The organism is Pseudomonas sp. LBUM1679 (genome assembly GCF_059695565.1).
This window is the reverse complement of sequence record NZ_CP166774.1, coordinates 957206-978554: the sequence shown is the minus strand read 5'-3', so window position 1 is coordinate 978554 and position 21349 is coordinate 957206. Positions and strand designations below refer to the sequence as shown.

The following is a 21349-nucleotide window of genomic DNA, read 5'->3' as shown; positions in this document are numbered from 1 at the left end:
GTGCCCAGTAGCCGCGCTAATTAAGGTCACACAGATGGACATGCAATCGCGAATTCGCCAGCTTTTTCAGGCCAGTATCGACACCAAGCAACAGGCGATGGAAGTACTTGCACCGCACATCGAGCAAGCCAGCCAGGTCATGGTCAACGCCCTGCTCAACGAGGGCAAGATGCTCTCCTGCGGCAACGGCGGTTCCGCCGGCGATGCCCAGCACTTCTCGTCGGAGCTGCTCAACCGCTTCGAACGTGAGCGCCCGAGCCTGCCAGCCATCGCGCTGACCACCGACAGCTCGACGATCACCTCGATCGCCAATGACTACAGCTACAACGAAATTTTCTCCAAACAGATCCGCGCCCTCGGCCAACCGGGCGATGTATTGCTGGCAATTTCCACCAGCGGCAACTCGGCGAACATAATTCAAGCGATCCAGGCCGCACATGATCGCGAAATGATTGTCGTAGCATTGACGGGTCGTGACGGTGGCGGCATGGCGTCACTGCTTTTGCCCGAGGACGTCGAAATTCGCGTACCGGCCAACGTCACCGCACGTATTCAGGAAGTCCACCTGCTGGCGATCCATTGCCTTTGCGACTTGATCGACAGCCAACTGTTCGGGAGTGAAGAATGACCCCTTATCGCCTAGGCCTACTGGCCTTGACCCTGTGCCTCGGCATCAGCGGCTGCACCTCGGTGGTTAACGCCAGCCGTGAAGCACCGATCGATGATGACCGCGGCACCCGCACCTTCGGCAGCAAGATCGACGACTCCCTGATCGACACCAAGGTCGGCGTGAACATTGCCAAAGCCGACCCAGCCCTCGACAACGACTCGCACATCGTCGTCACCAGCTTCAACGGTGTGGTGCTGCTCGCCGGGCAAACCCCGCGTGCAGACCTCAAGGCCAAGGCCGAACAGGCCGCTGCGGCTGTTCAGCGCGTGAAGACAGTCCACAACGAACTGCAAGTCCTGCCACCTTCCGGCTTCCTTGCCCGCCAGAACGACACCTGGCTGACCTCCAAGATCAAGACCCAGATGCTCACCGACCCTTCCATTCCCGGCTCGCGCATCAAGGTCGTGACCGAAAACGGCATCGTCTACCTGCTGGGCTTGCTGACCAAACAGGAGGCCGCTCAAGCGACCAATCTGGTGCAGGGCGTTTCCGGGGTGCAGAAGATTGTGAAATTGTTCGAATACATCGACTGACAAGCCCCCTGTAGGAGCCGGCTTGCCGGCGAAGGCGTCCTCGAGACCGCCACAGACCTGTAGGAGCGATGGCGATTTCAATGGCGCCTTCGCCAGCAAGCCGGCTCCTACAGTAATAAAAAAGGCGATCCTTTCGGATCGCCTTTTTTATTACTTCACCACCTTCAAACTCGGTCGACCGCTGGGACGCGGCGGTTCACTGTCGGGTGGCGGGATATCATCATCCTCCTCGATCTCCTCCTCGCCATCCATAGGCGATTCCAGATCGAACACCATGCCTTGACCGTTCTCCCGGGCGTAAATGCCCAGGATCGATGCGATAGGCACGTACAGCGTGTGTGGCACGCCACCGAAGCGCCCTTCGAAGCTGACAGCCTCGTTGTCCATGTGCAGATGGCGCACGGCCGCCGGCGATACATTCAGGACAATTTGTCCGTCACTGGCAAAACCCTGAGGCACCTGCACCGACGGATACTCGGAATTGACCAGCATGTGCGGGGTGCAATCGTTGTCCACAATCCACTCGTAGAGCGCGCGGACCAGATAAGGTCGACTGGAGTTCATAGCGGCTCCTTAAGCCTTAGCGCATATCGCGTTCGACACCAGACAGACTCGCCTGGAATGCCTCACGCGCAAACGAGCGCTCCATGTAATCAAGCAGCGGCTTGGCAGGCCGCGGCAGTTCAATGCCCAGAATCGGCAATCGCCAAAGTATTGGCAATAGGCAGCAGTCCACCAGACTTTGTTCCTCGCTGAGGAAAAACGGCTTGTCGGCGAACAACGGCGACACGCCGGTCAGGCTTTCGCGCAGCTCTTTACGAGCCACGACACGGGCTGCTTCCTTGGTCCGCGAATCCAGAATCAGATCCACCAGACCACACCAGTCACGCTGAATGCGATGAATCAGCAGACGGCTGTTGGCACGCGCCACTGGATACACCGGCAATAAAGGCGGGTGCGGGTAACGCTCATCCAGATATTCCATCACCACGGTCGACTCCCACAACGCCAGGTCACGATCGACCAGGGTGGGCAGGCTGCCGTAAGGGTTCACTTCAATCAGTTTAGGCGGCTGGCGACCAGCTTCCACGTAAATGATCTCGGCGCTGACACCCTTCTCTGCAAGTACGATACGCACTCGGTGGGAATAGTGGTCGGCGGGGTCGGAGTAACAGGCCAACCGATTGGTCACGCCCATGGCGGTCCTCCTCGCTTGTTGAAATTATCGGAAGCGGAAAAACGAGCGCGCCCAGAGGGCGCCTCCCGTAACGCCTGGATCACCAGGCTCGTTACACCTTCAGAGACGCCCTTGGGCGCGCGCGATTAACAGCAATTGCTTGAAGCTTGATCAGTGCACGTCTTTCCAGTACTCACGCTTGAGCAAATAGGCGAATACGAAGAAGAACGCCAGGTACAGCAACACGTATGTACCAATGCGCTGATGTTGCAGCTTAACCGGGTTAGCCGAGTAAGCGAGGAAGGTTACCAGATTCTTGACCTTCTCATCGAACTGCTCTTCGGTCAGAGCACCGCTTTTCGGCACAATGGTCAGCTGATCGCACGCTTCATGAGTCAGCGGCGTACCGGTCAGCGGATCATATTGCTTCTTGCCGTCTTCGACGACCTGGACCTGTTTGCAACCGACTACCTGACGACCTTGCAGACCGACCAGAACGTTAGGCATCCCGACGTTCGGGAACACCTTGTTGTTCACGCCCCAAGGACGCGACGGGTCTTCATAGAACGATCTCAGGTAACCGTAGAGCCAATCGGCACCCCGGACACGAGCCACCAGGGTCAGGTCCGGTGGCGCAGCACCGAACCAGGTCTTGGCGTCAGCCGGTTGCATGCCGATGCTCATGTGGTCGCCGATCTTGGCGCCCGTGAACACCAGGTTCGAGAGCATCAGGTCGTGCGGGATGCCCAGGTCATCGGCAACACGCTCGTAACGCTGGAACTTGGCGCTGTGGCAGCCCATGCAGTAGTTGGCGAACGTGCGTGCGCCATCCTGCAAGGCGGCCTTGTCGGAAACGTCGATGTCGACCTTTTCCAGCTCTGGGCCACCGTGTTCAGCGGCAAAGGACAGTACAGGCATAGCAGCAAGAATCAGTACAGCCAATAGCTTTTTCATCAGCCAGTCACCCTTTCCGGAACCGGTTTGGTCTTCTCGAGCCTGGTGTAGAACGGCATCAGAATGAAGTAGGCGAAGTACAGGAAGGTACACACCTGCGACAGCAACGTACGCCCTGGAGTCGGAGCCAGAACACCCAGGATGCCAAGGATCACGAACGATATGCAGAACACCACCAGCCAGATTTTGCTCAGCCAGCCTTTGTAGCGCATCGACTTGACCGGACTGCGGTCCAGCCACGGCAGGACGAACAGCACCGCAATGGCCGCACCCATGGCGATCACGCCCAGGAGCTTGTCCGGAACCGCCCGCAAAATCGCGTAGAACGGCGTGAAGTACCAGACCGGAGCAATGTGCTCCGGGGTCTTGAAGGCGTTCGCCACTTCAAAGTTCGGCTTCTCGAGGAAGTAGCCGCCCATTTCCGGGAAGAAGAATACGATCGAGCAGAAGATGAACAGGAACACCACCACGCCGACGATATCTTTCACGGTGTAGTACGGATGGAAGGCAATGCCGTCCAGCGGTACGCCGTTTTCGTCTTTGTGTTTCTTGATGTCCACACCGTCCGGGTTGTTCGATCCGACTTCGTGCAGCGCCAGAACGTGTAGCACCACCAGACCGAGGATCACGATCGGCAGGGCCACGACGTGCAAGGCGAAGAAGCGGTTCAGGGTAATACCGGAAATCAGGTAGTCACCACGGATCCACTGGGTCAGGTCGTTACCGATGACCGGGATCGCACCGAACAGCGAGATGATCACCTGCGCGCCCCAGTAGGACATCTGGCCCCACGGCAGCAGGTAACCCATGAAGGCCTCAGCCATCAGCGCCAGGTAGATCAGCATGCCGAAGACCCACACCAGCTCGCGCGGCTTCTGATACGAACCGTAAAGCAAGCCACGGAACATGTGCAGATAAACCACGATGAAGAACATCGAAGCGCCGACCGCGTGCAGCAGACGCAGGATCGAGCCGTACTCGACGTCGCGCATGATGTATTCGACGGAGGCAAAGGCTTCTTCCGCCGACGGGGTGTAGCTCATGGTCAGCCAGACACCGGTAACGATCTGGTTGACCAGGACGAGCAGCGCCAGGGAGCCAAAGAAATAGAAGAAGTTGAAGTTCTTCGGGGCGTAGTACTTGCTGAGATGGTCTTCCCACATTTTGGTCGCGGGAAAGCGCGCATCAACCCAATCCATGAACTTGCTCATCACGCTTTCTCCGTATCGACGCCGATGACAATGATGTCATCGGTCTCATAGGAATGCGGGGGAACTGGCAGGTTCAAAGGCGCAGGTTGCGACTTGTAGACGCGGCCAGCCAGATCGTAGTGGGAACCGTGGCAAGGGCAGAAATAACCACCTACCCAGTCTTTGCCCAGATCAGCAGGTGCCACTTCCGGACGGAAAGTCGGCGAGCAACCCAGGTGCGTACAGATACCGATCAGCAGCAGGACCTCTGGCTTGATCGAACGCGTTTCCGGATCGACGTAGGTCGGTTGTGTCGAGTTCTTGGAGGCAGGGTCAGACAACTGGCCCTCGATCTTCTTCAGATTCCCCAGGATTTCCGCGGTTCGGCGGACAATGAATACTGGCTGACCGCGCCACTCAGCAATCATCTGCTGACCTGGTTCGATTTTGCTGACATTCACTTTCACCGGTGCACCTGCGGCTTTCGCCTTGGCACTGGGAAACCATGACCCCACGAACGGGACCGCAGCCCCCACCGCTCCTGCAGCACCCACCACGGATGTGGCTGCTACCAAGAAGCGACGCCGGCCTGCATTCACGCCGTCATTGCTCATTCAGTCCTCTCCCATCAGCTTTGTGGCCTGTTAAATCAGGCATCTACTAAGTAAATCTATGTACTTATAAAAATTTTGCCGAATGGTAATGAAAAGCCCCAATTCTGACAAGGTAATTACCCAAGGGCTCCACTGCCAAGCCTTGCAGTATAGGGGTTCTGCGCGTGTGGCAAGTTGTCACAGCGCAATTATTCGAGAATTCGCGCCCACAAAAAAACGCCCAGCTCCGTGAGGAAACTGGGCGTTCTTTTTGAACGTGGAAGCGAATTAACGCTTCGAGTACTGCGGACGCTTACGCGCTTTACGCAGACCAACTTTCTTACGTTCAACTTCACGAGCATCGCGAGTAACGAAGCCAGCTTTGCGCAGAGCGCCACGCAGGGTTTCGTCGTACTGCATCAGTGCGCGAGTGATACCGTGGCGGATTGCGCCAGCTTGACCACTTACACCGCCACCGATCACGGTGACGTAGATGTCGAACTTTTCAACTGTCTCGGTCAGTTCCAGCGGCTGACGAACTACCATGCGGGCAGTTTCGCGGCCGAAGAAATTTTCCAGGGTGCGGTTGTTGATCGAGATGTTACCAGTACCCGGACGCAGGAAAACGCGTGCGGTTGCGGTCTTGCGACGGCCAGTGCCGTAATTTTGAGTCGCCGACATAATGAACTATTCCGTTAAAACTTCAGTTCTTGGGGCTGCTGAGCAGTATGAGGGTGTACAGCGCCCGCATAGACTTTCAGCTTACGATACATGTCGCGACCCAGCGGGTTCTTAGGCAGCATGCCTTTGACCGCAGTCTCGATCACGCGCTCAGGGGCTTTAGCGATCAGCTTTTCGAAGTTGATCGACTTGATGCCGCCCGGGAAACCGGAGTGGGAGTAGTAGATCTTGTCGGTGGTTTTAGCACCGGTTACACGAATCTGCTCGGCATTGATAACGACGATGTAGTCGCCGGTGTCAACGTGAGGAGTGTACTCAGCTTTATGCTTGCCACGCAGACGGCTCGCGATTTCGGTGGCCAGACGACCCAGGGTCTGACCTGCAGCGTCGACGACAAACCAGTCGCGCTGTACTGTTTCCGGTTTAGCAGTAAAAGTTTTCATTCTTTATAGCCTCAGGGGCCGCCCTGTAAATTAGACGGCGGATCTTACTGAATAGTGCGTACTTTGACAAGTCAAAGGCAGCCGGATACAGACGCTTTCGGGGGCTCGGGTCGGCGCGTCCGTTCAACGGCAAGATTCTTCGGCGGCGGCGCATCACTTCCACTGCAGAAAGAGGTGCGCAATTATGCAGATTGCGAAAAATAATTCAACCTGCTTTTATGATTGTTTTGCCAAAGGAGCACCCGATGGACTATCGCCAGCTAGGCCGAACCAATCTGAACGTGAGTGCAATCTGCCTCGGAACCATGACCTGGGGCGAGCAAAACAGCGAGGCTGAAGCCTTCGCCCAGATTGAACGGGCCAAAGGCGCCGGGATCAATTTCATCGACACCGCCGAGATGTACCCGGTGCCGCCCAAGGCCGACACCTACGCCACCACCGAACGCTACATCGGCAATTATTTCAAGAGCCGCGGCGATCGTGCCGACTGGATCCTGGCCAGCAAGATCGCCGGCCCCGGCAATACCATCGACTACATCCGCGACAAAAACCTGCGGCACAACCGCCAGCACATCACCGAAGCCGTCGATGCCAGCCTCAAGCGCCTGCAGACCGACTACATCGATCTCTATCAACTGCACTGGCCGGAGCGCAGCACCAACTTCTTCGGCCAGCTGGGTTATAAACACCAGACCGAAGCCAACCTCACGCCGCTGGAAGACACCCTCGAAGCCCTGGACGAACAGGTCAGGGCCGGCAAGATCCGTCACATCGGCCTGTCCAACGAAACCCCTTGGGGCACCATGCGCTTCCTCGCCCTGGCCGAAGCCCGTGGCTGGCCGCGTGCGGTGTCGATCCAGAACCCCTACAACCTGCTCAACCGCAGCTTCGAGATCGGCCTGGCGGAAATTGCCATCCGCGAACAGTGCGGATTGCTCGCCTATTCGCCGCTGGCGTTCGGATTCCTGTCGGGCAAGTACGAAGGTGGCGCCCGCCCGCCCAAAGGCCGCCTGAGCCTGTACAGCCGCTTCAGCCGTTATTTCAATCCGCAGTCGGAAGCGGCGTGCAGCCGCTATGTGGCACTGGCGCGCGAACACGGCCTGGACCCGGCGCAAATGGCGCTGGCATTTGTGACGCAGCAACCGTTTGTCACCAGCAACATCATTGGTGCGACGACGCTGGAGCAGCTTGATAGCAATATAGCGAGCTTCGAGCTGCAACTTTCCGATGAAGTGCTGGCGGGGATCGAGGCGATTCACAAGGATCACCCGAATCCGGCTCCCTGACCCCCACCTGTAGGAGCGAGCTTGCTCGCGATAAACCTGAGGGCGCTGCGGGGTGTCAGGCTTCCAGCGTTATCGTTGACGACCTTCGCCGGCAAGCCGGTCTCGCTCCCACAAGGGTTCCGTGTCGATCACAAAATGGTGATCAATCCCGGCCCCCTGTGGGAGCGAGCCTGCTCGCGAAGGCGATCTAACAGTCACCGCGGCATTACAGCGACCGCGCAATAATCTCCTTCATGATCTCATTGGTCCCGGCATAAATCCGCTGCACCCGCGCATCCGCCCAGGCCCGCGCAATCGGGTACTCCCACATAAACCCGTAACCGCCATGCAACTGCACGCACTCGTCGAGCACCTTGCATTGCAGGTCGGTGCCCCAATACTTGGCCATCGCCGCCGTCGGCACGTCGAGCTTGCCTTGCAGGTGCAGTTCCAGACAGCGATCGACAAACACCCGGCCGATCTGAATCTCGGTCGCCATCTCCGCCAACTTGAAACGTGTGTTCTGGAAATCGGCAATCGCCTTGCCAAACGCCTTGCGCTCACGGGTGTAATCCAGTGTCCACTGCAGCGCCGCCTCAGCCGAGGCCAAACCACCGATGGCAACGGTAAGCCGCTCCTGGGGCAACTCCTGCATCAGGTAGGCAAAACCCATCCCCGCTTGCCCCAGGAGATTTTCCTTGGGCACCCGGACGTCCTGGAAGAACAGCTCCGAGGTGTCCTGAGCCTTCATGCCGACTTTTTCCAGGCGCTTGCCCTTGGCGAAGCCCGGTGTATTCGCCTCGACCAGAAACAGGCTGGTGCCCTTCGCGCCGGCCTTCGGATCGGTCTTGGCCACGACAATCACCAGATCAGCCAGAAAACCGTTGGTGATGAAGGTTTTCGAACCGTTGATCACATAGTCATCGCCGTCCAGCACCGCCGTGGTCTTTACCCCTTGCAGGTCGGAACCGGCGCCTGGTTCGGTCATGGCAATGGCGGTGACCATTTCGCCGGACACCAGTTTCGGCAAGTATTTATGCTTCAGCGCTTCACTGCCGTAATGCAGGATGTAAGGCGCAACAATGTCCGAATGAAGAGAAAAGCCGATCCCGGTCAGGCCGAGGCGTCCCACCTCTTCGATCACCACCGCGCTATACAGAAAGTCCGCCCCCAGCCCGCCATATTCTTCCGGCAGATGCGAACAGAGCATCCCCGCCTCCCCCGCCTTGTTCCATAGTTTGCGGTCGATGTAGCCTTGTTTTTCCCATTGCCCATGGAACGGCACGGCCTCTTTTTCGAGGAAGGTCCGCACACTGTCGCGAAACAGTTCGTGCTCGGGACTGAACAAGGTTCTGGGAATCATGCGGCACCTGTCGTTATTGCTGGAAGGAGTTGTCCTTCAGAGACTAAGCCTCGCTTGCGATACAGGACACTGGACACATCAGACAAAAAATAAGACGATCCAGCCGTCTGGTGACCACTTTCCCCTATAAGAATAAAGTTGAATTATGTCTAACCGAGCCTCCACGCCCTTGCGGCGCGTCAGCATCCTGGCTATCGACCGGGTTTTCGCTTCCACCCTCATGCAAGCCAAGGATTTCTTCCACCTGGCCAGCCTGCGTTACGGCAAACAACTGGGCCACGGCCTGACCCCGGCGTTCGAAACGCGACTGGTCAGTCCCGACGGCAAACCGGTGAACAGCTTCAGCGACGTGATCATGCCGGTGGACGGCGGCCTGGAAAATGCCGACGTCATCATCCTCCCTGCGTTCTGGGACGATTTCGAAACCCTCTGCCAACGCTATCCACAGGTCTTGCCGTGGCTGCGCCAGCAACATGCGCGTGGCGCGGTGCTGTGTGGCGAGGCCACCGGCGTCTTCTGGCTCGCCGAAGCCGGCTTGCTCGATGGCAAGGAAGCAACCACCTACTGGCGCTTCTTCAACGCCTTTGCCGAGCGCTTCCCGAAAGTGCAGCTCAATCAGGACAAACACCTGACCGACGCCGACAACCTGTATTGCGCCGGCGGCACCACCTCGGCCTGCGACCTCTACATCTACCTGATCGAGCGCTTCTGTGGCGCCAATGTGGCCCAGGCCGTGGCCCGCGACATTCTCTATGAAGTGCAGCGCAGCTACTCGCCGGGACGCATCGGATTCGGCGGGCAGAAACTGCACCAGGACGTGATCATCCTGCAGATCCAGCACTGGCTCGAAGATCACTTCGCCGACAAATTCCGCTTCGAAGACGTCGCCCGCGAGCACGGCATGAGCATTCGCAACTTCATGCGCCGCTTCCAGACCGCCACCGGCGACAAACCGCTGCATTACCTGCAACGCCTGCGAATCGAAACCGCCAAGGGCTTGCTGTCCGGTAGCCGCAAGAGCATCAAGACCATCAGTTATGAGGTGGGCTACGACGACGCGAGCTTCTTCGCGCGGCTGTTCCGCCAGCATACGGAGTTGTCACCGAATCAGTATCGGCAGCAGTTTCAGCAGGCGGCATAGGAACGCGCCCGTCCTGTAGGAGCACAGCTTGCTGGCGATGAGCGATGACTCGATTTGCCTGATCCACCGCGTCGTTACAATTGCGGGCAAGCGTTGCTCCTACAGGCACTAGTAACTGCCGAGATCATTTTCCCACAACAAAATAGGAATACTCTGCATCAGAGAGTTTCGTTTTGCTCTTGCATGCAACCATTCAAAAATCAAACATACTTCCCTGCTAGAGATCGACCATCAATCAGGGAAGATAAAAAATGACCATTGGATCCAGCTACAACTACCCATCACAAATTGCCAGGAGTATCGCTCGGACAAAGCGCACTGCTGAAAATAAATGGCGTGCTCGCTTCCCAAACCCGCCGGACTTATGCTTCGACTACCGAACATTGGTAGAACAAGAAAGTGGCATCGCCCGAGCAACCGATCCAAACCATAAGATATGTATTGTTGGCGCAGGCGTAACCGGGCTCACCGCAGCAAGAGAGCTTTATCGCTGTGGTTTTAATCATGTAACACTGATCGAACAATCTAAACGGATAGGCGGTAGACACCTGACGGTACCGGGCAGCCGTAACTCGCCAGAAGGCCATACACCTTTTGAGATGGGTGCTATGCGAATGCCTTTTTTCAATAGAGCAGACGAGCCACCGAAAGAAGGCCGCTCCCTGATGGCCTACTATGCCAGTGAATTCGAGTTGGCTATTTCAGACTTCGCAAACCCTGGCAGTCAGTGGGTAACGTCAACCGGTATTTATCTTCGAGAAGGAAGCGTGGGAGGCGAAACGCTTCCACGCATGCTCATCTGGAAAAATGAAGATGGCCTGACTCCCCCTCCGGGAGACGAACTTCAAAAGGTGTACGCCAAATGGAAAGCTTTTGCCGACCGAATGAGTCTTCACATCTCTGAGGTCTACGCAAGCGAGAAATGGGAATCCATCTGGGCTGCCATCGTCGAAAAATACGAGAATGTTTCGTTTCGCGACCTGGTCAGCATGCCCGTCATCACCGCTTGGGATGAAAGCTCGCCCGGTGACTTCGGCGGGATGGGCATGACGCCGGATGAATCTGCCATTTTTTATGCAATAGGAATTGGTGACGGTAGCTGGGGCGCCTTTTACGATGTGTGCTCGCTATATCCTTTGCGTACAGCCATTTTTGGATTCAGCAGTCAGTTGCAACTGGTTCATGGTCGAGTGGACTCGACTGGCAATCCCATTGCATCCCCTCACCTGCACACCGAGGCCGTTTTTGACTCAAAGGGGCTGGGATTCGATAGACCCCGATATATTGGCCTCGCCGCACTGGATGAATGTCTGTTGTTTATAAAAACGGATGTGACCGGAAAATCCTTTTACGACCACAGCCTTGAGAGAAGCGACGCCTTTCTCACCGACTCCTCCGTCACCAAACTGGAAAAACTGGATAATAAAAAAATTCGTGTCTATTACAATTGGAACGTCAGCGACCCGGAGCAAGCTCAGGAACTATACGACGATTTTGACTCCGTTATGATGACCCTGCCCTCCTGGCTGCTCGAAACTCGAATAACACTGCAAAACTTCGACCATGAAATGCTTCCTTTCGAAACGATAAATGCCTATAAAACCGCTCACTGGGAAACCAGCTGCAAAGTCTTTGCGCCTCTTAAGAAGTCATTTTTATTAAAAAACACCACTATTCCGCAAGCCATTGTCACTGACAGTTTCATTCATGACGTCTATACCTATCGCTACAATGAAAATTATAGCTATGACTGCATCCTCCTGAGCTACACATGGGAAGACGACGCGATCAAACTCGCCTTGTTCACGGACAAGGAACTGGTCAAGAAATGCGTAATAGAGCTTGATCGAATACTCATGAACTCTGCAAACATCCAGGAAAAAATCTCACCTTATATCGGTATCGAACAAGCTGTCGTGCATCGCTGGATGACGGACAAAAACGCTTTGGGATGTGCAAAGTTATATAGGCCTGGCACCTACTACGACGCCGTGAGCTTAATGAAGTACAACAGGGATTACGCTGCCATCTCTGGCCTCTATCTTTCTGGAGAGTCTTTTTCAGTCGATGCCGGCTGGACTGAGCCTTGCTTCCGCGGCGCGGTCGATGCAGTCATTCATATCTGTGACAAAACCGAGGCCACCTTCAATGGCGGCTTCTCCATGGCAGATTATCCCGAATACAAGCTCAGAACCTGATCTTGATTCTCCGTTCAAGAGCCAATGCAGACCATGCATTGGCTCGCCTTCGCCAATCTTGGGAAAAGGACTACACCCGAAAAGGAAACGGCTGACTTCCTCGCACTTGATTCTTCGACGCTTAATACAGCCGCAATTAAACAGGTTGAAGAACAATAAAAACGAGGTCATCCGTATGAGCGAGTCAACAAGTCCTGTTCGCGTAGCAGTCGTGCAATTCGATCCACAAGTCGGCATGGAAAACCGTGAAGGAAATCTGTGCCGCTGCCTGGAATTGGCGCTGGAGGCAGTAAACGGTGGTGCAAATCTCATCGTGCTGCCCGAGCTTTCCAGTACAGGCTATTTCTTCACCAGCCGACAGGACGCTTTCGAACATTCCGAAGCGGTTCCCGGCGGGCCGTGCGTCCAAAGCTGGATGGAGTTCGCCAGTAAACACAAGGTTTACCTGGTTGCGGGGCTGACTGAACGAGACGGTATGCGGCTCTTCAATACCGCTGTCCTGCTAGGTCCGGACGGTTTTATCGGGAAATACCGCAAAGCCCATTTATGGAACCTGGAAAAGCTGTGGTTCACGCCGGGGGACCTGGGCTTCCCGGTGTTTGATACGCCGATAGGCCGCATCGGGTTGTTGATCTGCTGGGACATCTGGTTCCCGGAGGTGCCGCGAATCCTGAGTCAACAAGGCGCGGACATCATTTGTAGCCTGAACAACTGGGTGTGGACGCCTCCGCCGCTGTTCGATGACGCCGGCAAATGCATGGCTTCGTATCTGACAATGACGGCCGCTCACGTCAACAATGTGTTTATTGCAGCCGCCAGCCGGATCGGCGAAGAGCGAGGAGCTCGTTACCTGGGCTGCTCGTTGATTGCCGGCACCAATGGCTGGCCGATTGGCGAAGTGGCTTCAGCGGACAAACAAGAAATCCTGTTTGCCGATATTGACCTGACCAGCTCCCGCAGTGCCCCCATCTGGAACAACCTGAACGATCTGCATCGTGACCGTCGCACCGATCTCTATGATCAGATGCTCGGTTACATCCAACACCCTGCGCTCCCACGCTGATCGGGAGGCCCAACCATGGAACCCACTACCGATAACCATCGGCTGCATTCGCTTGCCAGCAGGAAGCTTGATACCTCGATCATCTTGCTGGTGATCGGCACCGGACTGCTGATCGCCTGGCTTTCATTCACCCACCGCTCAGCATGGTCCGCCCATTGGCCCGACTACAGCCACATGGTGTCGAACCTCCCCGATCCGAGTGCCTGGTTGCGCTGGGTCCTGGGAGACATCAGCGAGGTTGCATTCTACAAACACGAGTTCGCGTCGATCGGGCTGCTGGCTGGAGCTTATCTGGCCTATTGGGCCAATCGAACGGGTAAAGTATGGCAAGGCTTTGCCATTTCCTACGGCAGCGGATTATGGCCGTGGCTGGTCACCAGTTCGCTGCTTGGACTGCTCCTGAGCAATCTGTTGTGGGGCTGGACGGTCACCGCCAACAGTTGGCAACCCACGTTTGCCGCGTTTGTTTCATTGCCGGCGGCGATGGTGCTGATGTTTGGCGGCGGCTGGAAGGTGACGATCAATGGCGCAATCATGGGCGCCGTGCTCGTCACTCCGATGTGTTTGCTGATCGTCAACTACATCTGCAATCCACTGGGCTTACCCGTAGTGATCGGCAATGTCGCTGGCATGGCGGTTGCCAGCGTCCTGGCATTTCTACTGTGCCGTTACGTGCCGTGCCTGGTGCAGTCAGGCCCCACTACCCAGCCCGAGGAATCATCCGCCCCCGACGCTGAACCGGCCAAGACTAAAACCACCAACCACGGAATCATCTGGAGCCTGCGCCGAGTATTGGCGGATTTTTCGGAAGCACCGTTCTTCGGTAATGAGCTGGCCAGCATCGGTCTGTTGCTGGGTGCACTGCTGGCCTACACCTTGAATCCCATGAGCCCCGCTTACGGCTCAGGCTTGCTGCCGCAACTCATCGGTGCGCAGGCGCTGACGTCTGCCTTGGGCGTGGTGATATGGCGTCGCCAATGGATGCGACTCGGCTGGTATCCCACCTACGTTCCACTGGTGTCGGTTGTACCTGCGGCCATTTTGACCTATGGCGGCAGTTGGCAGGTCATAGCGTCAAGCGCACTGTTAGGCGCACTTATCGCCCCACCACTGGCCTGCGCCCTTGCCAAGCGGGTGCCGGGCGACATGCACCCTTACATCGGCAATGTCCTCTCCATGGCCATCAGTACCCTGCTGATCATTCCGTTTATCGGACTCCTGATAGCCGACTGAAGCACTGCCATCAGGCTGGACTTACGGGAACAGCCTGCTCTCGTCATCTACAAGCGAGGTAAAACATGGATCTGCCCAAACTGGCCATCGCAGCGCTAGGCGGCACCGTGAGCATGCAAGCCAGCCATGTCGGTGCAGGCGTTATCCCGACAGTCAGCGGCGAAACCCTCCTGTCCACGGTTCCGGAACTGAAGAATCTGGCGAGGATCACCGTCGAAACACTGGGACTGCACCCGAGTGCTTCTTTGAGTTTCGAGTTTTTGTTGAGTGTTCTCCACTGGGCGAAAGCTCAGGTCGAGAACGGTGCGGCGGGTGTGGTCATTACTCAAGGCACGGATACCCTCGAAGAGACCGCCGCATTTTTTGATTACGTGTGGAGCCACCACGCGCCGCTGGTCCTGACCGGCGCCATGCGCTCGGCAGGCCAAGTGGGAGCGGACGGTCCAGCGAATCTGCTGGATGCTTGCCGGGTTGCGCTGGCGCAAAACAGTTGGTGCCGCGGCGTTCAAGTGGTCATGGGCGGACAGATTCACCACGCGAATGCCGTGCGCAAAACCGATTCATTGGCGTTACAGGCGTTTTCATCACCGGTGGTTGGCCCCACGGGCATGCTTCTGGAAGGTAGCGTCCGCTATTTGCGCGAGCCGTCCCCACGGAAGCTTTTGCCCCTGCCGCAGCAAACAACCCAGGCGATCGCCCTGCTGGAAAGCACGCTGTCGGCCGATACCCTGTTACTGAACAACATCCTCGAACTGGGTTACGACGGCTTGGTGATTGCTGGTTTCGGAGCAGGCCATGTATCAGAACAATGGGCGGATGCTATCGAAAAAATCGCAAGGAAAATCCCCGTCCTCATTGCGACACGTACCGGATCAGGCCCCACCGCTCAATCCTCATATGGTTTTGTCGGCAGCGAGATGGATTTGATCCGCAGAGGCGCATTGATGACTGGATTTCTCTGTCCGCGTAAAGCCAGAATCCTGCTGTGGTTGCTGGTGGGCTGTCAGCGGCAGGATGAACTTGCATTTTTTCTCGCTCAAGACTGACACACCGACCTTTGGGAGCGAGCCTGCTCGCGAAAGCGGTGGTTCAGTCAACTTCAATGTTGAATGTCAGTCCGCTTTCGCGAGCAAGCTCGCTCCCACAGGGTATGGGGTGTGACAGATAGTTTTGGGCTGCCAGCGCCCCCACGGGATTGCGCGGCGCAAAAAAAAGGGCCTGCATTCGCAGGCCCTTTTTTATTTTCCGAATCGTTCTACTCTTTTGAAACGCTTATGGCTTATGGCTTATGCGCCCGGGACAGGAATTCGTGGGACTGCATTTCCAGCAAACGGCTGAGGGTGCGCTGGAACTCGAAGTTCAGGCGACCGCCGGTGTACAGGTCCTTCAGCTCGACTTCGGCAGAAATGATCAGTTTCACGTTGCGGTCGTAGAACTCGTCGACCATGTTGATGAAGCGGCGGGCGATGTCGTCGGTGGTGACGCTCATCTGCTCGACATCGCTGAGCAATACGGCGTGGAAGATCTTGCCCAGTTCGATGTAATCGTTCTGGCTGCGCGGGCCGTCGCACAGTTCGCGGAAGTCGAACCAGGCCACGTCGTCGCAGGTGCGCACAGCACGGATTTCACGGTTCTCGATCATCAGTACGTCGTTCTCGACTGCTGCTGTGCATTCCGGCGTCAAGGCCCGGAAGCTCTTGCGCAGGCTTTCCTGGGCAGCTTCATCCAGCGGAAAGTGGAACAGTTCCGCTTGCTCGAGGTGACGCAGACGGTAATCGACGCCGCTGTCGACGTTGACGATCTCGGTGTTCTGCTTGATCAGCGCAATCGCAGGCAGGAAGCGCGCACGCTGCAGGCCGTCCTTGTACAGGCCGTCCGGCACAATGTTCGAGGTCGCGACGAGCGTTACGCCGTTTTTGAACAACTCTTCCATCAGCGTGCCGAGGATCATCGCGTCGGTGATGTCGGACACAAAGAACTCATCGAAGCAGATCACCCGCGCTTCGTCGGAAAAACGCCTGGCGATGATGGTCAGCGGGTTCTTTTCGCCGCCCAGGGTCTTCATCTCTTCGTGCACGCGCTTCATGAAGCGGTGGAAGTGGGTGCGGACCTTTTCCTTGAACGGCAACGCTTCGAAGAAGGTGTCGACCAGGTAAGTCTTGCCGCGACCGACGCCGCCCCAAAAGTACAGGCCCTTGACCGGCGCCTGTTCTTTCTTGCCAAACAGTTTGCCGAGCAGGCTCGGCTTGTTGTTCGACGCAGCGACCAGATCGTCGTACAGGCGCTGCAAATGGCGCACCGCAGTTTCCTGCGCGGCGTCATGGAAGAATTCCGGGCGTTTCAGATCAGCTTGATATCGTTCTAGGGGCGTCATAATTCGTTAGCAAGGCAACAAAAACGGGCCGTCACTGTAGCGACGGCCCGGGGGAATGGCAATCAGCCCTTGGTCGGGCAGAGCCGTTGATTATTCCTGAACGGGTGTCAGGGCAACGCGCAAGGCGTCGATGGCGACGTCGCGAGCGGCGTTGTCAGCAAAGGTCGGGCTGTCGGCCACGCACTCGCCTTCCAGCCAGACGCTGAAGCTACGGTCTTCACTGCGCACATCCAGCGGCTGACCCGCTTGCAACTGCTTGGTCACCTGGCCTGCGGTCTTGCCGTCGGCGAAGTTGCGCGACAGCAGCAGCTGCTCGCCATCGGCCGCCAGCAGACGGAAACGGAAACTGCTGTCTTCTTCGCGGAAACTGACGAAACGCGCGGCTTTCGCGGCTTTCTTCTTGGTAGTCGCTGCGACTTGGGTCTGGGCGACGAAAGAGCGCAGGCCAACCGCTTCACGCAGTTCGTGGAGGAAGGGAGTGGCGACCGAACGGGCTTTTTTCGCACCGCTTTGCAGGATGTCTTCCAGGTCTGCCGGGCGCTCGATCAGCTGGTGATAGCGCTCACGGGACTCGCCCAGTTCGCTGTCCAGCAGCTGGAACAGGCGATTCTTAGCCTCGCCCCAACCCAGGCCCTGCAACAGTTCGCTGCGGAATTCGGCGGACTGCGCCGGGGTGGCGAACGCCTGGAACAGGGTGAACAGGTGCGAATTGTCCGGATCCTTGGCTTCGCCCGGGGCACGGGAGTCGGTGACGATCCGCGAGATTGCGTCTTTCATCTCTTTGGCGCTGCTGAACAACGGAATGGTGTTGTCGTAGCTCTTCGACATTTTTCGACCGTCGAGGCCTGGCAGCGTGGCGACGCTTTCTTCGATCAGCGCCTCGGGCATGGTGAAGAACTCTTTGCCCTGGCCAAACAGGTGGTTGAAGCGCTGGCCGATGTCCCGGGCCATTTCCACGTGCTGGATCTGGTCGCGACCGACCGGCACCTTGTGTGCGTTGAACATCAGGATGTCCGCCGCCATCAGCACCGGGTAGCTGTACAGGCCCATGGTGATGCCGGCATCCGGGTCTTCGCCGGTCTCGACGTTCTTGTCCACCGAGGCCTTGTAGGCGTGGGCGCGGTTGAGCAGGCCCTTGGCCGCGACGCAGGTCAGCAGCCAGGTCAGTTCGGGAATTTCCGGGATGTCGGACTGGCGATAAAAGGTCACGCGCTCCACATCCAGGCCACCGGCCAGCCAGGTCGCGGCAATTTCCAGGCGCGAGCGCTGGATGCGCAGCGGGTCATCGCATTTGATCAGGGCGTGGTAGTCGGCCAAAAAGTAGAACGAATCGGCATTGCTGTCGCGGCTGGCCAGGATCGCCGGGCGGATGGCGCCGGCGTAGTTGCCCAGGTGCGGCGTGCCGGTGGTGGTGATGCCGGTGAGGATACGGGTACGAGTCGTCATGGGTAATCGCTTGTCAGACTGCAATCAATTCGAAAGACGCGGCAGGATCAGATCCTTGAGATCGGTCAGCTTGCCATGAAAAAAGTGTCCGCATTCTGCCACTTTCAGTAGCTCATGGGGGCGTTCGAGCTTGTCGGACCATTCGTAAACGAGCTGCGGATCAATGACTTCGTCGGTTTCTGGCTGAATCAGGGTCAGCTCGCCGTGTTGCGGCAGTTGATCCTGATCGCCCAGACGCATGACAGCGGGCGCGACCATGAACAAATGTTTCAGCAGTTCGCCCTTCGCTTCCAGGCGTCCGCCGAGACTTGCTGCAACAAAACCGCCGAAGGAGAATCCGAACAGCGTCAGCGGCAACTCGGGGTGCTTGGCTCGTAGCCATTCGGCAACGGCTTGGGCGTCATCGACTTCGCCCGTGCCCATATCGTGGGTGCCTTCACTGGCACCGACTCCACGGTAATTGAAACGCAGGGTAATCAAACCGGCGTCGCGCGCGGTGCGCTGCAGGGTCGAGACCACTTTGTTGAGCATGGTGCCGCCCTGCACCGGGTTTGGGTGGCAGATCAGCGCCAGGCCGCGGGGCTGGTCGTTGTCCAGGTAAAGTGCTTCCAGTTGGCCGACCGGGCCATCAATCACTACAGGGGTTTCGCGCATAAGCAAGGAAGGAACTCCGTGACCTCGAATCGGGTCGACTCGTCTAGCAAATTGTCTGTGCCAATCTATTGCGAGTGAATCGCGGTATACAGCGCAGGTTCGAGCCGTTAACGTAAAGCAAAGCCGTTTATAGAGGAAGGACTCGTGGAACACTCGCTCTTAGTTTGGTTGTTGCCGACTCTTGCCCTGGTTGTGGGTGTCGCCATTGGATTCCTGATCGCTCGCCTGGTGCCGACTGCCGCGCCTAACCGCACGCAACGTCAGCTGGATGACGTTCAGGAACGTTTCGACAGTTATCAGAACGAGGTGGTCACCCACTTCAACAGCACTGCAACACTGGTCAAGAAACTGACTGCGAGCTATCAGGAAGTGCAGGATCATCTCGCCGAGGGTGCCAATCGCCTGGCCCTGGACGAGCAGACCCGCCAACGCTTGCTGGCCGCCCTGCACGCCGACGCGTCGCAGGCTCCACGGGAACGCCTGACGCCACCGCGCAATCAGGAGCCGCCTCGCGACTACGCGCCCAAAGCCCCGAACGCGCCGGGTATGCTGGATGAGCATTATGGCCTGAAGAAGTAATCAGGTTTCGCGCGACGCAAAAAGCCCTCGGATGAGTGACTGTCCGGGGGCTTTTTTGTTTCTGAGCCAGTTTTCCTGGTGGCTGTCAGGGCCTCATCGCGGGCAAGCCCGCTCCCACAGGATCTGTGTCGGTCACAAGACAGTGGTCAGACACAGATCCTGTGGGAGCGGGCTTGCCCGCGATGGGGCCGTGTCAGTCGATATTGATGTCGACTGACACACCGCATTCGCGAGCAAGCTCGCTCCCACAGTGGTCTACGCAGGTGTTATGGGTATTGCTGGACGGTGCCTTGCTGCTGTGCACCATACTGCTGACCCGGAATCGCCTTCAGGTTGACCTCGACCCGACGGTTCTGCGCCCGGCCATTGACGTCGGCGTTGCTGGCAACGGGGTTATCCGGACCGGCGCCACGGGCGCTCAAGTTGGTACCGCTGACACCCTGCGACGTCAGGTAAGTCGCCACGCTTTGGGCGCGACGCTGGGACAGGTCCATGTTGTGCTGGCGGCTGCCGGTGCTGTCGGTATAGCCGACGATCTCGATCTGGTTCTGGCTGAACTCCTTGAGCGAACCCGCCAGGTTGTTCAGCGGCTGATAGAAGCTCGAGGCGATGTTCGCCGAATCAGTGGCGAACGTGATGTTGCCCGGCATGATCAGCTTGATCTGATCGCCCTGACGCTGCACTTCAACCCCGGTGTTGGCCATGCTGGCCCGCAGTTTTTTCTCTTGCTGGTCGGCGTAGTAACCATAACCGGCAGCGGAAGCACCCACCACGGCCGCGCCGATCAACGCGCCCTTGCCACGGTTATTGTGGTCGATCGCCGCACCGGCCAACGCACCGGCCAGAGCGCCGAGCCCGCCGTATTTGGCGGTTTTGCTCATGCCCGTGGAACCACTGTCGGCTTGGCCCTGAGCTTGACCCTGATTGTCGTAAGGGTTAGGCGAGGCGCAGCCAGACAGCAAGGCCACAGCCGTAGCGACAATAATCAAACGCTGCTTGGTGAACATTCAGAGCTCCTACTTTTTTCATTCTGTGGTGCAACGGACCAAGGCATCGGCCTTTGCGGGCGTTTGATCATATTTAAGGGAAAAGATTCCACCCGGACTGTGCACAAATCACATCAAGCACGCACAAACGGGTTCTCGCGCATTTCCTCGCCCAGGCGAGTGTCGGGACCATGCCCGGCCACCACCGTCGCTTCTTCATCGAGGGTATACAGCCGCTGCTTGATCGAACGCACGATGGTCGCTTGATCGCCACCCCACAAATCCGTGCGCCCGACCCCGCGCCGAAACAAGGTGTCACCGGCAATCAGCAATTTGGCCTCGGCAAACCAGAAGCTCATGGAACCCGGGGTATGCCCCGGCGTGTGCAGCGCCACGCCGCAGCCGCAGGCCAGTTCTTCATCGTCTGCCAACCAGCGATCCGGCGACGGCACCGGCGTGTAGGGCACCCCGAACATCTGGCATTGCATCTCCAGGTTGTCCCAGAGGAATTGATCCTCCTTGTGCAGATGTAGGGTCGCGCCGGTTTTCTCCTTCAACTGCCCGGAAGCCAGGAAGTGATCCAGGTGCGCGTGGGTGTGGATGATGCTGACCACCTTCAGGCCCAGGGCGTCGAGGCGTGCCAGGATCAATTCATGATTGCCGCCCGGATCGACCACGATGGCTTTTTTCGTGATCGGATCGCCGATGATCGTGCAGTTGCACTGCAACGGGCCGACGGGGAAGGTTTCGCGGATGAGGGCTGCATTCGGGGTTTGCATGGGTTTAATCCTGATGCCAAGACTGGG

The 21349-nt window shown here is 57.5% G+C and carries 22 protein-coding genes and 1 pseudogene; 9 read left to right on the top strand and 14 right to left on the bottom strand.

From position 1 onward, the window contains the following. Nucleotides 1-34 precede the first annotated feature (34 nt). Both ACA062_RS04455 and ACA062_RS04450 read left to right on the top strand, forming a co-directional pair. A complete protein-coding gene (locus tag ACA062_RS04455; RefSeq protein ID WP_007972584.1) occupies nt 35-628 on the top strand; it encodes a phosphoheptose isomerase in 594 nt (197 codons plus the stop codon). Continuing rightward, complete coding sequence (locus ACA062_RS04450) at nt 625-1203, top strand: BON domain-containing protein (protein WP_497455374.1); 579 nt, start codon at nt 625-627, stop codon at nt 1201-1203. The genes ACA062_RS04455 and ACA062_RS04450 overlap by 4 nt, the downstream gene beginning before the upstream one ends. Before the next feature lie 150 nt (nt 1204-1353). Here the strand turns inward: ACA062_RS04450 and ACA062_RS04445 are convergent, their stop codons facing one another. The 7 genes from ACA062_RS04445 to rplM form a co-directional block, all read right to left on the bottom strand. Further along, complete coding sequence (locus ACA062_RS04445; RefSeq protein WP_497455373.1) at nt 1354-1767, bottom strand: ClpXP protease specificity-enhancing factor; 414 nt, start codon at nt 1765-1767, stop codon at nt 1354-1356. A 16-nt stretch (nt 1768-1783) separates the two neighbouring features. Then, the gene (locus ACA062_RS04440; protein WP_007905304.1) at nt 1784-2401 is read right to left on the bottom strand and encodes a glutathione S-transferase N-terminal domain-containing protein; all 618 of its coding nucleotides are present in this window, start codon (nt 2399-2401) and stop codon (nt 1784-1786) included. Nucleotides 2402-2551: 150 nt separating this feature from the next. After that, on the bottom strand, nt 2552-3334 hold the full coding sequence (locus tag ACA062_RS04435) for a cytochrome c1 (RefSeq protein WP_497455372.1): 783 nt from the start codon (nt 3332-3334) through the stop codon (nt 2552-2554). Next, nucleotides 3334-4545 (bottom strand): cytochrome b, encoded by a 1212-nt coding sequence (locus ACA062_RS04430; protein ID WP_150746195.1) that lies wholly within the window; start codon nt 4543-4545, stop codon nt 3334-3336. Before ACA062_RS04430 ends, ACA062_RS04435 begins: the two co-directional genes overlap by 1 nt. After that, nucleotides 4545-5138, bottom strand: a complete 594-nt coding sequence (gene petA, locus ACA062_RS04425) for a ubiquinol-cytochrome c reductase iron-sulfur subunit (protein ID WP_497455371.1) — start codon at nt 5136-5138, stop codon at nt 4545-4547. The genes ACA062_RS04430 and petA overlap by 1 nt, the downstream gene beginning before the upstream one ends. Before the next feature lie 267 nt (nt 5139-5405). Then, nucleotides 5406-5798, bottom strand: a complete 393-nt coding sequence (gene rpsI, locus ACA062_RS04420; RefSeq protein WP_003216038.1) for a 30S ribosomal protein S9 — start codon at nt 5796-5798, stop codon at nt 5406-5408. Between the two features lie 14 nt (nt 5799-5812). Next, nucleotides 5813-6241, bottom strand: a complete 429-nt coding sequence (gene rplM, locus ACA062_RS04415) for a 50S ribosomal protein L13 (RefSeq protein ID WP_007905295.1) — start codon at nt 6239-6241, stop codon at nt 5813-5815. Nucleotides 6242-6486: 245 nt separating this feature from the next. Between rplM and ACA062_RS04410 the strand changes: the two genes are divergently transcribed. After that, complete coding sequence (locus tag ACA062_RS04410; protein ID WP_497455370.1) at nt 6487-7527, top strand: NADP(H)-dependent aldo-keto reductase; 1041 nt, start codon at nt 6487-6489, stop codon at nt 7525-7527. Nucleotides 7528-7535: 8 nt separating this feature from the next. On the opposite strand, the pseudogene ACA062_RS04405 reads toward ACA062_RS04410, so the two are convergent. Together ACA062_RS04405 and ACA062_RS04400 are read right to left on the bottom strand one after the other, a co-directional pair. Next, a pseudogene (locus ACA062_RS04405) lies at nt 7536-7622 on the bottom strand (outer membrane lipoprotein carrier protein LolA); the annotation flags it as partial. 110 nt (nt 7623-7732) lie between these two features. Beyond that, nucleotides 7733-8869: an acyl-CoA dehydrogenase family protein gene (locus ACA062_RS04400; protein WP_497455369.1), complete on the bottom strand. Its 1137-nt coding sequence runs from the start codon at nt 8867-8869 to the stop codon at nt 7733-7735. A gap of 244 nt (nt 8870-9113) precedes the next feature. Between ACA062_RS04400 and ACA062_RS04395 the strand changes: the two genes are divergently transcribed. The 5 genes from ACA062_RS04395 to ACA062_RS04375 all read left to right on the top strand — a co-directional run bounded on the left by ACA062_RS04395 (nt 9114) and on the right by ACA062_RS04375 (nt 15550). After that, a complete protein-coding gene (locus ACA062_RS04395; RefSeq protein ID WP_497457360.1) occupies nt 9114-10010 on the top strand; it encodes a GlxA family transcriptional regulator in 897 nt (298 codons plus the stop codon). Between the two features lie 251 nt (nt 10011-10261). Beyond that, nucleotides 10262-12208 carry a flavin monoamine oxidase family protein gene (locus ACA062_RS04390; protein ID WP_497455368.1) on the top strand — a complete coding sequence of 649 codons (1947 nt, stop codon included), beginning with the start codon at nt 10262-10264 and terminating at the stop codon, nt 12206-12208. A gap of 175 nt (nt 12209-12383) precedes the next feature. Next, a complete protein-coding gene (locus ACA062_RS04385) occupies nt 12384-13271 on the top strand; it encodes a nitrilase family protein (protein WP_497457359.1) in 888 nt (295 codons plus the stop codon). A gap of 15 nt (nt 13272-13286) precedes the next feature. Then, nucleotides 13287-14504, top strand: a complete 1218-nt coding sequence (locus ACA062_RS04380) for a hypothetical protein (RefSeq protein WP_497455367.1) — start codon at nt 13287-13289, stop codon at nt 14502-14504. Between the two features lie 65 nt (nt 14505-14569). Continuing rightward, nucleotides 14570-15550 (top strand): asparaginase, encoded by a 981-nt coding sequence (locus tag ACA062_RS04375; RefSeq protein ID WP_497455366.1) that lies wholly within the window; start codon nt 14570-14572, stop codon nt 15548-15550. A gap of 233 nt (nt 15551-15783) precedes the next feature. Here ACA062_RS04375 and zapE read toward each other — a convergent pair whose 3' ends face one another. The 3 genes from zapE to ACA062_RS04360 form a co-directional block, all read right to left on the bottom strand. Continuing rightward, a complete protein-coding gene (gene zapE, locus ACA062_RS04370; protein WP_497455365.1) occupies nt 15784-16878 on the bottom strand; it encodes a cell division protein ZapE in 1095 nt (364 codons plus the stop codon). Between the two features lie 90 nt (nt 16879-16968). Continuing rightward, a complete protein-coding gene (locus tag ACA062_RS04365; protein ID WP_497455364.1) occupies nt 16969-18324 on the bottom strand; it encodes a tryptophan--tRNA ligase in 1356 nt (451 codons plus the stop codon). A 24-nt stretch (nt 18325-18348) separates the two neighbouring features. Further along, nucleotides 18349-18978, bottom strand: coding sequence for an alpha/beta hydrolase (locus ACA062_RS04360; RefSeq protein WP_497455363.1), 630 nt, complete (start codon nt 18976-18978; stop codon nt 18349-18351). Between the two features lie 144 nt (nt 18979-19122). On the opposite strand from ACA062_RS04360, the gene ACA062_RS04355 reads away from it, so the two are divergent. Beyond that, nucleotides 19123-19557, top strand: a complete 435-nt coding sequence (locus ACA062_RS04355) for a Z-ring associated ZapG family protein (protein ID WP_497455362.1) — start codon at nt 19123-19125, stop codon at nt 19555-19557. A 266-nt stretch (nt 19558-19823) separates the two neighbouring features. Here ACA062_RS04355 and ACA062_RS04350 read toward each other — a convergent pair whose 3' ends face one another. Beyond that, the gene (locus tag ACA062_RS04350; protein ID WP_497455361.1) at nt 19824-20564 is read right to left on the bottom strand and encodes a YiaD family glycine zipper/OmpA-like lipoprotein; all 741 of its coding nucleotides are present in this window, start codon (nt 20562-20564) and stop codon (nt 19824-19826) included. A gap of 113 nt (nt 20565-20677) precedes the next feature. After that, on the bottom strand, nt 20678-21322 hold the full coding sequence (locus tag ACA062_RS04345; protein ID WP_497455360.1) for an MBL fold metallo-hydrolase: 645 nt from the start codon (nt 21320-21322) through the stop codon (nt 20678-20680). Nucleotides 21323-21349 lie beyond the last annotated feature (27 nt).